Source organism: Sphingopyxis sp. (assembly GCF_035998905.1).
In the GTDB taxonomy this organism is placed as follows: domain Bacteria; phylum Pseudomonadota; class Alphaproteobacteria; order Sphingomonadales; family Sphingomonadaceae; genus Sphingopyxis.
Genome location: NZ_DASYHG010000019.1, coordinates 32,986 through 44,974, shown reverse-complemented (window position 1 = coordinate 44,974; position 11,989 = coordinate 32,986). Strand labels below are relative to the sequence as shown.

Here is an 11,989-nt window from a genome sequence, read left to right as displayed (position 1 = left end):
GCTCCTGTGAGTGGGATTCCCTGCGGGGCGGCGCCTATTGCACAGCAAGGACCACGGAGCAAGGTCGCGGCCCGGTGATCAGGCGTCGGGCTTCCACGCGCGATAGAAGGTGTCGACTGCCGCGTCGACATCGCCCCGAAGGCGGTCGAGGTCATGGCTTTCGGGAAGGTTGAGCATCGCGAACTGATAGAGGCCCGATTGGCACAGCCCGGTGAACTGCTGCACCGCGCGCATCGGGTCGCCCATCCTGAGTTCGCCGCGCACCATCTTTTCGCCCACCCATTCGGCCGCGCGCGCCTTTCCGCGGCGCGGGCCGCGTTCGTAGAAGGTTTCGGCAAGGTGCGGGAAACGCTCGGCCTCGCCGACGACGAGGCGAAAGAGCGACAGGATCGGCGTCGCGGTCAGTTTCGTCATCAGCAGGTTGCCGAAAATGCGCAAGACATCGGACACCGGCTCGTCGAGCGGCAGGTCGATCGCGAGCGCGTCGCCATATTGGGCGACGATGTCGTCGACCACCGCCGCGAACAGATCCTCCTTCGACGGGAAATAGGTCCAGAGCGTCGTCTTCGACCCGCCGACCTTGCTCGCGATCGACGACATCGTCGTCCCTGCATAGCCGTTCGCGAAGAACAGCTCGCGCGCGGCGTCGACGAACGCCTTGCGGCGCATCGCCGCGGCATCGTCGAGGGCAGGCGTACTATCTGGTATCATTTCGATTGACAACGCATCCTCCGAAGTCCATTTGCGCATGATACCAGCTAGTATCGTTGGAAGCCATGCCCCGGACAATTTTTCTCTCCTCCGCTGCCCTCAGCCTGCTCGCGGGCTGCGCGAGCGTTCCCGACCTGGGGCCAAAACCCGCTCCGGTGACGGCCGGGTCGCTGCAATCGGGCGCGACCTTCGCCGGCTCGCAGGGCGAATGGCCCGCCGAAGGCTGGTGGCAGAACCTCGCCGACCCGCAACTCGACACGCTGATCGCCGAAGGCCTCAAGGGTTCGCCCGACGTCGCGATCGCTGCCGCGCGCGTGCGCGCCGCCGAGGCGATGGCGCAGCAGGCGGGCGCCGCGCTGTTGCCGCGCGTCGGCGCCGAGGCGAGCGCGGGCGGGGTCCAGCAAAGCAAGAATATGGGCATCCCGCCCGCCTTCGTGCCCGACGGCATCCAGGACACCGGCCATATCGCCGCGACCTTCGCTTTCGACCTCGACCTGTGGGGCAGGAACCGCGCCGCGCTTGCAGCGGCGACGTCGGAAGCCGAAGCGGCCCGCGTCGACGCGGCGCAGGCGCGGCTGATGCTCACGACGGGGATCGCCGCAGCCTATGCCGATCTCGCGGGCTATTATCAGGCGCTCGATACCGCGAACGAGGCGGTCCGCGTCCGCACCGCGAGTGCCGATTTGTCGGGCGAGCGCGCCCGCGCCGGGATCGAGAGTCAGGCGAGCCAGCGGCAGGCCGAAAGCCGCGCCGCCTCGGCGCGCGCCGACGTTGTCGCACTCGAAGAGGCGATCGCGACCACCCGCAACCGGCTCGCTGCGCTCGTCGGCGCCGGACCCGATCGCGGCCTGTCGATCGCACGCCCGCAAATGGCGCGCCCGGCGCTCGGCCTGCCGGCGAATGCGGGGATCGACCTGATCGGGCGCCGCCCCGACATCGTCGCGGCGCGCTTGCGCTCCGATGCCGCTGCGAAGCGCATCGACGTCGCGCGCGCCGATTTCTACCCGAATATCAGCCTCTCGGCGCTCGTCGGCCTCCAGTCGCTCGGCCTCTCCAACCTGTTCAAATCGGGCTCCGAATATGGCAATGGCGGCGCCGCGATCAGCCTGCCGATCTTCGACGGCGGACGGCTTCAGGGCCGCTATCGCGGGTCGCGCGCCGACTATGATGCCGCGGTCGCGACCTATGACCGCACGCTGGTCGGCGCGCTGCGCGACGTTGCCGACATCGTCGCGAGCCGCGCCGCGAACGAACGCCAGCTCGCCGCGCGGCGCGACGCGCTGACCGCCGCGGCCGAAGCCTCGAAGCTCGCGGGGCTGCGCTACCGCGCCGGCCTCTCGACCCAGATCGTCCAGCTCACCGCCGAAGACAGCATGGTCGCGCTCAGCCGTTCGGTCGCCGACCTCGAAGCGCGCGAACTCGCGCTCGATATCGCCCTCATCCGCGCGCTCGGCGGCGGATACCGCACGCCCAACCCGACAGGAGACGAATGATGGCCGACGAAACGGCTGCGACCGAAACCGGCGCTCCCCAGCCTGCCCCCGACACAGCCGACGCCCAAGCCAATGGCGCAAAGCGCAAGAAGCTGCTCCGCATCCTTGCCATCGTCGTGGTGACGGTCGGGGTCCTGTGGGGCCTCTGGTATTTCCTGACGCAGGCGGGGCGTGTCCACACCGACAACGCCTATGTCGGCGCGGACTCGGCGCAGGTCACCGCGCTCATCGCGGGACCGGTCAAGGAAGTGCGGGTCAGCGGCACGCAGGCGGTGAAGAAGGGCGACATCCTCGTCATCCTCGACGACGCCGACCAGCGCATCGCGGTCGCCGACGCCGAAGCGGCCTTGCGCCTCGCGCGCCAGCGCTACGGACAGGCCGATGCCAACGCCGACGCGGCGCGCGCGCGCGTCGCGGCACGCGGCGCCGACATCGCGCAGGCGCGCGCGCGGCTGCGCGACGCCAATGCGACGGTCGAGCGCGCGCGCGCCGAACTCGCACGACGTGAAAGCATCGCGGGCACCGGCGCGGTGTCGGGCGAAGAGCTGACCGCAGCGCGCGCGGCGCTCGCCTCGGCCTCGGCCGCCCGCGACCTTGCCGCCGCGGGCATCGCCTCGGCCGAGGCGACGCGCGGCTCGGCGAGCGGCGACCTCGGCGCCGCCGAAGCCGTCGTCCGCGGCACGACAATCGACACCGCGCCCGATGTCGCCGCCGCCGAAGCGCGGCTCGAAAAGGCACGGCTCGACCTCGCGCGCACCGTGCTGCGCGCGCCGGTCGACGGCATCGTCACCAACCGGCAGGTCCAGGTCGGCCAGCGGATCGCCGCGGGCGCCCCGATCATGGTGCTTGTCCCCATCAGCACCGCCTATGTCGACGCCAATTTCAAGGAAAGCCAGTTCAAGGATATCCGCATCGGCCAGCCGGTCGAGCTGACCTCGGACTATTATGGCGGCGATGTTGTCTACACGGGCAAGGTGATCGGCATTGCCGGCGGCACCGGCGCCGCCTTCTCGCTGATCCCCGCCCAGAATGCGACGGGCAATTGGGTGAAGGTGGTGCAGCGCCTGCCGGTGCGCATCGCGCTCGATCCGAAGCAGCTCAAGGAGCATCCACTGCGCGTCGGGCTGTCGATGGAAGCCACGATCGACACGCGCGGCAACTGATCGATGGCAACCGCCGCCGCCCCTGCTCTATCCGCCAGCGTCCCCGCCGAGCCGCAACCGCTGACTGGGGTGCGGCTGATCGTCGCCGCCTTCGCGCTCGCGCTCGCCAATTTTGTCGTCGTGCTCGACACGACGATCGCCAATGTGTCGGTGCCGCATATCGCGGGCGGACTCGCGGTGTCGCCGACGCAGGGAACGTGGGTAATCACCAGCTATGCGGTCGCCGACGCGATCAGCGTGCCGCTCACCGGCTGGCTCGCGATGCGCTTCGGCACGGTGCGCTGGTTCATGATCTCGATCATCGGCTTCGGCATCTTCTCCTTCCTCTGCGGCATATCGCGCACGCTCGATGCATTGGTGCTCTTCCGCGTGCTGCAGGGGCTCGCGGGCGGGCCGCTGATGCCGCTGTCGCAGATATTGCTGCTCCGCATCTTCCCCAAGGAAAAGGCGGGTATCGGCCTCGCCATCTGGGCGATGACGACGACCACCGCGCCGATCCTCGGCCCGATCCTCGGCGGGACGATCAGCGACAACTGGACCTGGCCGTGGATCTTCTTCATCAACCTGCCCGTCGTCGCGATCTGCGCCTTCGGCGTCTTCACGCTGCTGTCGCCGTTCGAGACGAAACGCGCCAAGGCGCGCATCGACGTCATCGGCCTGATCCTGCTCGTCGTGTCGGTCGGCGCGTTCCAGATCATGCTCGACACCGGACGCGAGCATGACTGGTTCGGATCGGCATGGATCGTCGGACTCGCGGTCGTCGCCGCGATCAGCTTCGCCGCTTTCGTGATCTGGGAACTCACCGACGCCAATCCGGTCGTGAACCTGCGCATCTTCCGCTTCCGCGGCTTCACCTTCGCGACGATGGCGATATCCTTGGGCTTCGGCGCCTTCTTTGCGCAGGTCGTGCTGACGCCTTTGTGGCTCCAGCAAGTCGCGGGCTATACCGCGACACAGACGGGCTTCATCGTCGCCTGGCTCGGCGTATTCGCGGTGCTGCTCTCACCCGTCGCCGCAGGGCTGATCACGAAGATAGACGTGCGCATCACCATCTGCGCGGGGATTCTCTGGATGGCGTTCATGTCGATCCTGCGCGCGAGCTGGAACGCCGATGTCGGTTACTGGACGCTGGCGCTCCCGCATATCTTGCAGGGAATCGGTATGCCCTTCTTCTTCGTCGGGCTCACCGCGCTCGCGCTGAGTTCGGTGCCCGCGCAGCACCAGACGTCGGCGGCGGGGTTGATGAGCTTCCTGCGCACCTTGTGCGGCGCAATCGGCACCGCGGTCGCGACGACCGCGTGGGACGACGCCAGCCGCACCTCGCGCTCCGAACTCGTCTCGTCGCTCAACAATCCCGAAGCGACGATGACCTCGCTCCAGAATGCCGGCTTCACGCTCGAACAGGCGCGCGCCGCGATCGAGCGGCTCGTCGAGGTGCAGGCCTCGACCCTGGGCGTGCTCCACCTGTTCCTCGCGTCGGGCGTCGTGTTCGTGCTCGCCGCCATTTCGGTGTGGTTTGCGCCGCGCCCCAAACAGATTTCGATGGGCGGCGGCGGCCACTGACGCGGATACTTGGGCTTCGGCGCGGGTCATGCTAGGCGCGCCGCCATGTTGACGATCAATGGCCTCACGGTCCGCCTCGGCGGACGCACGATTCTCGACCGCGCGGGCGCCAGCCTGCCGGGTAAAAGCCGCACGGGCCTCATCGGCCGCAACGGCGCGGGCAAATCGACGCTGATGAAGGTGATGATCGGCCAGCTCGAAGCCGACGAGGGCGGCATCGAAATGCCGCGGCGGACGCGCGTCGGCTATATCGCGCAGGAAGCGCCGAGCGGCACCGCGACGCCGTTCGACACCGTGCTCGCCGCCGATACCGAACGCGCCGAACTGCTCGCCGCGTCGGAGGTCGAGCAAGACCCCGACAAGCTCGGCGATATCCACGAACGATTGATCGCGATCGACGCCTACACCGCGCCCGCGCGCGCCGCGCGCATCCTTATCGGCCTCGGCTTCGACGAAGAGATGCAGGGCCGCCCGCTCGACAGCTATTCGGGCGGGTGGAAGATGCGCGTCGCGCTCGCCGCGCTGCTCTTCTCGAATCCCGACCTGCTGCTGCTCGACGAACCGTCGAACCACCTCGACCTCGAAGCGACGATGTGGCTCGAAAGCTTCCTCAAATCCTATCCGGGCCAGCTCGTCGTGATCAGCCACGAACGCGACCTGCTCAACAATGTCGTCGACCATATCCTCCACCTCGAGGGCGGAAAGATCACGCTTTATCCCGGCGGCTATAATGATTTCGAGCGGCAGCGCGCCGAACGGATCGCGCAGCTTGCTGCGGCGAAGGCGGCGCAGGACGCGCAGCGCGCCAAGCTCCAGGACTATGTCGCACGCAACAGCGCGCGCGCCTCGACCGCGAAACAGGCGCAGTCGCGCGCGAAACAGCTCGCGAAGATGCAGCCGATCGCCGCGGTCTCCGAAGACCCCAGCCTCGCCTTCGATTTCCCGAGCCCCGACGAACTGAAGCCGCCGCTGATCACGCTCGACCTTGCGAGCGTCGGCTACACGCCGGGCGCCCCCATCCTGACGCGGCTCAACCTGCGTATCGATCCCGACGACCGCATCGCGCTGCTCGGCCGCAACGGCAACGGCAAGACGACGCTCGCGCGGCTGCTCGCGGCGCAGCTCACCCCGATGGACGGCGCGATGGCGGCGTCGGGCAAGATGCGCGTCGGCTATTTCACGCAATATCAGGTCGAGGAACTCGACGGCAGCGACACGCCATTGGGCCATATGACGCGCGTGATGACGGGCAAGACGCCGGGCGCGGTGCGCGCGCAGCTCGGGCGCTTCGGCTTCACCGGCAACAAGGCGACGACCGAGGTCGGCAAGCTGTCGGGCGGCGAACGCGCGCGGCTCGCGCTCGCGCTGATCACCCGCGACGCGCCGCACCTGCTCATCCTCGACGAACCGACCAACCACCTCGACGTCGACGCGCGCGAGGCGCTCGTGCAGGCGCTCAACGGCTTCGACGGCGCGGTGCTGATCGTCAGCCACGACCGCCACATGCTCGAACTCACCGCCGACCGCCTCGTCCTCGTCGACGACGGCACCGCGCGCGATTTCGACGGCAGCATGGACGATTATGTCGCCTTCATCCTCGGCAAGGGCGCACCGGCGAAGGAAAAGGCGTCGAAGGCCGACCGCAAGGAAGATCGCAAGGCCGCCGCCGCGGCGCGCGAGGCGGCAGCGAAGATCAAGAAAGACGTCTCGGATGCCGAGGCCGACCTCGCCAAATATCAGGTCATCCTCTCCGCGATCGATCGCGCGATGTTCGACCCGCAGGGGGCCGCGAACGAATATAAGGGCCTGACGATGAGCGAGCTGTTGCAGCGGCGCGGCAAGATCGTCGCCGCGCAGGAAGCGGCCGAAGCGCGCTGGGTCGCGGCGAGCGAGGCGCTGGAGGCGTTCGAGACGGCGGCGGCCTAGATTATCCGGCCCTATATCGTCACCCCGGACTTGATCCGGGGTCCAGCCAATCGCGGCAGCTTCGTCATGGATCGGCCTGCATTGACTCAATGACCTCGATCCATCATAATAGTTTCAATTGAAACTAGATGGGATTGCGATCATGGCCGACCTCTTCGAAAATCCGCTGGGCCTCGACGGCTTCGAGTTCGTCGAATTTTCGGCGCCGGAGAAGGGCATTCTCGAACCCGTGTTCGAAGCGATGGGCTTCACGCTCATCGCGCGCCACCGCTCGAAGGACGTCCAGTTGTGGCGCCAGGGCGGGATCAACCTGATCGCCAATTACGAACCCAAATCGCCCGCGGCCTATTTCGCCGCCGAGCACGGCCCGTCGGCGTGCGGCATGGGCTGGCGCGTCCGCGACGCGGCCAAGGCCTATAGCGAAGCCGTCGAACGCGGCGCCGAGCCGGTCGAGGTCACTCCCGGCCCGATGGAACTCCGCCTCCCCGCGATCCGCGGCATCGGCGGCTCGATCATCTATCTGATCGACCGTTACGGCGACGACCTCAGCATCTACGACATCGACTTCGTTTATGAGGAAGGCGTCGATCGCCACCCCGTCGGCGCGGGGATGCAGCTGATCGATCACCTGACGCACAATGTCTATGGCGGCCGCATGGCGCATTGGGCCGCCTTCTACGAGCGCATCGCGGGCTTCCGCGAGATCCGCTATTTCGACATCAAGGGCGAATATACCGGCCTGACCTCGAAGGCGATGACCGCCCCCGACGGCAAGATCCGCATCCCGCTCAACGAAGAGGGCGCGGGCGGCAAGGGCCAGATCGAGGAATATCTGCGCGCCTATAACGGCGAGGGCATCCAGCATATCGCGTTCAGCTGCGACGATCTCTACACCGCGTGGGACAAGCTCAAGGCGCTCGGCAATCCCTTCGCGCCGTCGCCGCCGGCGACCTATTACGAAATGCTCGAAGAGCGCCTCCCCGGCCACGGCGAATCGGTCGAGGGCCTCCAGTCGCGCGGCATCCTGCTCGACGGCTCGACCACCGAAGGCGACCCGCGCCTGCTGCTCCAGATTTTCGGCCAGACCGTGATCGGCCCCGTCTTCTTCGAATTCATCCAGCGCAAGAAGGACGAAGGGTTCGGCGAGGGCAATTTCACCGCGCTGTTCAAATCGATGGAAATGGACCAGATTCGCCGCGGTGCGCTGACTGTCGAGGAACCCGCCGAATGACGAGCCCGATCAAATTGGGCGGCGTGCACCACGCCGCCTATCGCTGCAGGGACGCGAAGGAAACGGTCGACTGGTACGAAACCATGCTCGGCATGACCTACACGACCGCCTTTGCCGAGGATCATGTGCCGTCGACCGGCGAGTACGACCCGTACATGCACGTCTTCCTCGACGCGGGAAACGGCAACATCCTCGCCTTCTTCGAACTCCCGAACCAGCCCGACATGGGGCGCGACGAGAATACGCCCAAATGGGTCCAGCACCTCGCGTTCAAGGTCGGCAGCTATGACGAACTCGTCGCCGCAAAGGCGCATCTGACCGCGAACGGCATCGACGTGCTCGGCCCGACGCATCACGGCATCTTCAAGTCGATCTATTTCTTCGACCCCAACGGCCACCGTGTCGAGCTCGCGTGCGACATCGGCACCGACGAGCAATATGCCGAACTGAAGCGCGTTGCGCCGTTGATGCTGGAAGAGTGGAGCCAGACGAAGAAGGCGCCGCGCCACGCCGACTGGCTGCACCAGGCGGCAAACGAGTAGGCGCCTTGTGCCCCTGCGAAGGCAGGGGCCCATCATCCGCCGTTTACTTGCCGATCGACCGTAGCTGAAAGTACCAGACTTCATGTGCCAAGTCAATCATACTATTGAAATAGAATGATTTTTCACAAAATATTGACCTCAAAAAATTGGCCAGCAATCACCCAGCAATCACCGTTTCCAGGGGCGAAAAAACCTCGTGTCCACGCGCAAATCTGCTCGTCGATCGGACCTTTCCAAGACCAATCTTGACGACTGTCCGATGGCGAAGGTCACCGGTTCAAATCCTGTAGGTTGCCTCCCATATCCTCCCTCAGTTAGCCTCGCCAAAGATGGCGAGAAGTGCCGGGCCGTGGGTAAGAATCTAGTACCTCTCAACCCAACATTGGACCAGTTTAGGCTACCACCGCCTGACAGGTTCAGATCGCGTGAGGCGCAAGAGCGGTCGCTCGATCTAGCGATCGCCGACATCGAAGACGCGCAACCCCGCTGGCGCAGCTTTGGACGGCATACTCTAATTAGATCCATTTTCGGTTCCAGTTTTGGTTGCTGATTATGATCAATCTGTTGGAAGTAGGCGCCCGCCCGTATAGTCAACTGGGCGAGTGACCGGGTTCCGCCACGTATGTCCAGGCAATTGCTAAAGGTGGCGGTACGTGCTCCAGACGCGCGTTTCCTTTGCTCGGTCACTTTTTCGCGATGCAACGCCTAGAATAATAATTGGATTATTAAATAGTATCGCTCTGGCGAGAGGCATACTTTTCAACTGCGACTCATCTTGGTCGCAACCTTGAAAAGGAACGTGACATGAAAACGCATGACGACATCATCGATCTCGGCGCCGCCCAGGACGAAACCCTCGGCGCGCTGCCGTCGGGCCAGCAGGACGTACAGCCCGGGGACAAGTTTATCCTCGGCGGCATCAGCGCCGACGATTGACTGACGCGTGGCGTGCAGTCCTCGCACTGCACGCCACCGCTCCGTCGCGCGCTTCCATGATGAATGTCATCACTTCAGCTGCCACGCATTGGTGCAGAGTCGGCGGCACCTTCGTCTTTCTGGACTTGTCCCGCGATCGCTATTTCATGCTTGAGCAAAGTGTGGCTGATCGCTTTTCCCGGATTGTCGCGGGAGCGCAAGAGGAGGGTGACAATGATTGGCTTGCCGCACGCGGCTTGCACCATCTGGCGCCGCCGGTCGATCAATCTAGTTCCGCAAGGATCGCTCCGACCAGCAGTGTTCTCGAGGAGCCAAATCTCGAAAGGGCTTCGGCGGTTGAGACAGCCCGTGCGGTATTGGCCCTGGCCATAGCTCAGCGACATGTGCGGAAACTCCCTCTTCAGGAAATTCTGCCCAGTAGTTCGCAAGTCGTGCCGGTACCGCTGCAAGTTCAACGGTCGGATGCGCGCCAGGTAGCCGCCGCGTTTAAGCGGGCGCGGCATTATTTTTCCGGCATGGATGAATGCCTCAGCCGCGGCGTTGCAATGCGCCGTGTGCTGGCCGGAAAGGGGTGCGAGGCCCGGCTGGTGATCGGCGTAACTTTGCCATTCGCCGCGCATTGCTGGGTGCAGCTGGACTCGGCGGTATTGACCGATCCGCTTGATGTGGTGACCCCCTACACACCGATATTGGTCGCCTGATGCCGGGGTACTTTCGCATCGAGATTTCCGAGGCGTCAGGACAGGCTGATCGTGACGACATCGAAGCGGACTCATCCACCTTATCGCTTCCAGGCGCTCGACTCTGGTGCGATCAGCAGCCGCTTGCCATGGGTGGGCATGGATATCTGATCGGCCACCTGTTCGAGCGAGGTGAAAAGAGCCGCCGCGTCTTGGATCTCCACGAGACGGCAGTCGCCAGAATCGAGGCGTCTAGCGGTCGGTCACTCGTGTCCGACTATTGGGGCGGCTATGTGTCCATCTTGGCGCGGCCCGGTGGAGGTCTCGCGATATTTCGCGACCCGTCCGGGTTGTTGCCTGTCTATTACCGCGCCGATGGGGCGGGCGTCACAGCGTCGAGCGACGCCGCCGATCTCGGCAGACGTGGCGGCGTCGATTATCCGGCAGTTGCGCGGTTTCTGGCTAATGGAGGCGCGCCTAGCCGAGAGACCTGTCTCGAGGGCGTTCGAGTCCTGCTTCCCGGCGAATGCCTGATAGTTTCTCCTGGATCGCATTGTCTGGAAAGCTGGTGGTCGCCGTGGGATTGGACGCAGGTCCCCCACAAGCGGTTCAACGTGGCCACCCGTAAGCTTCGCGTCGTGGCGCTCGACTGTATCGAAAGCTGGGCGACTTGCTTTGACTCCATATTGATCGGCGTGTCTGGTGGGCTCGATTCCTCGATCGTTGCCGGCGCCGCTGCCCGCCGCGCCGCCGCGCTTCTTTGCCTGACGATGGTAGAAGACGATGCCATTGGGGATGAGCGCCGCTATGCTTCCCTTCTCACGGAGGCGATTGGCGTACCATTGCGCGAAGCCCGCTACGACCTCAGCGAGGTTGATATCGGTCGCGCCGTGGCGCCGCACCATCCATGGCCGCACGCACCATTCTATATGCAGGCCATCGCGTCGGTTCATCAAGAACTCCGCCGCGAGCATCAGATTGATGCCTTCTTTTCGGGCAATGGCGGGGACAATATCTTCTGCGCAATTCGAAGCGCCTCGCCCTTCGTCGATCGCTTCATGGCACAGGGACCGCGCCATGGGCTATTCGACACCTTGCGCGATTTGAGCGATCTGACGGGAGCCAGCGGTGCGACCATCTTGCGGCACGCTTGGGATCGCTATCGTGACTGCAGCCGGCCTGCGAAAATTCATCGCGACACTTCCGGGCTATCTTCCGCCGCGATCGCCGAACTGGATCAATCCGGACCCTCGCACCCGTGGATAGAAGCGCCCGACGGGACGCCGCCCGGCAAGACTGCGCATGTCAGGTTGCTTGCGCGCGCCCAGCGCAGCATTGAGCTTTATCCCCGCCGCACCCATCCGCAGCATGTCGCGCCGCTGTTGTCGCAACCGATCGTCGAAACATGCCTGTCGATCCCGACATGGCAGTGGATCGAGGGCGGCAGGGATCGGGCCGTCGCGCGGGCGGCATTCAAATCCGTCGTTCCTGCGCCGTTGCTGCGCCGCACGTCCAAGGGCGGGCCGGGCGGCTTCATGCAGCGAATTTTTCAGTCGAATGCCGAAGAGGCCGGCGATCTGCTTCGCAACGGCCTGCTCGCGCGGGCCGGTCTGCTCGATCTCAGGATCTTGGAAGGGGCGTCGCAACCGACCGTCGAGGGGTTTGAGAAGGCGCAGCGGATCCTCGCGCTGTGTGCCGCCGAAAGCTGGGTTCGTTGGTGGACGGACGTTGGCGCGTCGTGACG

General features: G+C 65.2%; 10 protein-coding genes. 9 read left to right on the top strand and 1 reads right to left on the bottom strand.

The features are described from left to right. Positions 1–78: 78 nt before the first annotated feature. Positions 79–711, bottom strand: a complete 633-nt coding sequence (locus tag VGN62_RS10005; protein WP_327453313.1) for a TetR/AcrR family transcriptional regulator — start codon at positions 709–711, stop codon at positions 79–81. A gap of 65 nt (positions 712–776) precedes the next feature. Here VGN62_RS10005 and VGN62_RS10000 point away from each other — a divergent pair, with 65 nt between their 5' ends. From VGN62_RS10000 to VGN62_RS09960, 9 genes are all read left to right on the top strand, one after another. Next, positions 777–2,204, top strand: a complete 1,428-nt coding sequence (locus VGN62_RS10000) for an efflux transporter outer membrane subunit (protein WP_327453311.1) — start codon at positions 777–779, stop codon at positions 2,202–2,204. Beyond that, on the top strand, positions 2,204–3,367 hold the full coding sequence (locus VGN62_RS09995) for an HlyD family efflux transporter periplasmic adaptor subunit (protein WP_327453309.1): 1,164 nt from the start codon (positions 2,204–2,206) through the stop codon (positions 3,365–3,367). Before VGN62_RS10000 ends, VGN62_RS09995 begins: the two co-directional genes overlap by 1 nt. 3 nt (positions 3,368–3,370) lie before the next feature. Next, positions 3,371–4,930 (top strand): DHA2 family efflux MFS transporter permease subunit, encoded by a 1,560-nt coding sequence (locus VGN62_RS09990; RefSeq protein ID WP_327453307.1) that lies wholly within the window; start codon positions 3,371–3,373, stop codon positions 4,928–4,930. Between the two features lie 45 nt (positions 4,931–4,975). Continuing rightward, the gene (locus VGN62_RS09985) at positions 4,976–6,856 is read left to right on the top strand and encodes an ABC-F family ATP-binding cassette domain-containing protein (protein WP_327453305.1); all 1,881 of its coding nucleotides are present in this window, start codon (positions 4,976–4,978) and stop codon (positions 6,854–6,856) included. A 142-nt stretch (positions 6,857–6,998) separates the two neighbouring features. Then, on the top strand, positions 6,999–8,087 hold the full coding sequence (gene hppD, locus VGN62_RS09980; RefSeq protein ID WP_327453303.1) for a 4-hydroxyphenylpyruvate dioxygenase: 1,089 nt from the start codon (positions 6,999–7,001) through the stop codon (positions 8,085–8,087). Continuing rightward, positions 8,084–8,629 carry a VOC family protein gene (locus VGN62_RS09975; protein WP_327453301.1) on the top strand — a complete coding sequence of 182 codons (546 nt, stop codon included), beginning with the start codon at positions 8,084–8,086 and terminating at the stop codon, positions 8,627–8,629. Before hppD ends, VGN62_RS09975 begins: the two co-directional genes overlap by 4 nt. Positions 8,630–9,433: 804 nt before the next feature. Further along, positions 9,434–9,565 carry a hypothetical protein gene (locus tag VGN62_RS09970; protein WP_257545256.1) on the top strand — a complete coding sequence of 44 codons (132 nt, stop codon included), beginning with the start codon at positions 9,434–9,436 and terminating at the stop codon, positions 9,563–9,565. 56 nt (positions 9,566–9,621) lie between these two features. Beyond that, the gene (locus VGN62_RS09965; protein ID WP_293702700.1) at positions 9,622–10,266 is read left to right on the top strand and encodes a lasso peptide biosynthesis B2 protein; all 645 of its coding nucleotides are present in this window, start codon (positions 9,622–9,624) and stop codon (positions 10,264–10,266) included. Continuing rightward, a complete protein-coding gene (locus VGN62_RS09960) occupies positions 10,266–11,987 on the top strand; it encodes an asparagine synthetase B family protein (protein ID WP_293702697.1) in 1,722 nt (573 codons plus the stop codon). The genes VGN62_RS09965 and VGN62_RS09960 overlap by 1 nt, the downstream gene beginning before the upstream one ends. Positions 11,988–11,989: the final 2 nt, after the last annotated feature.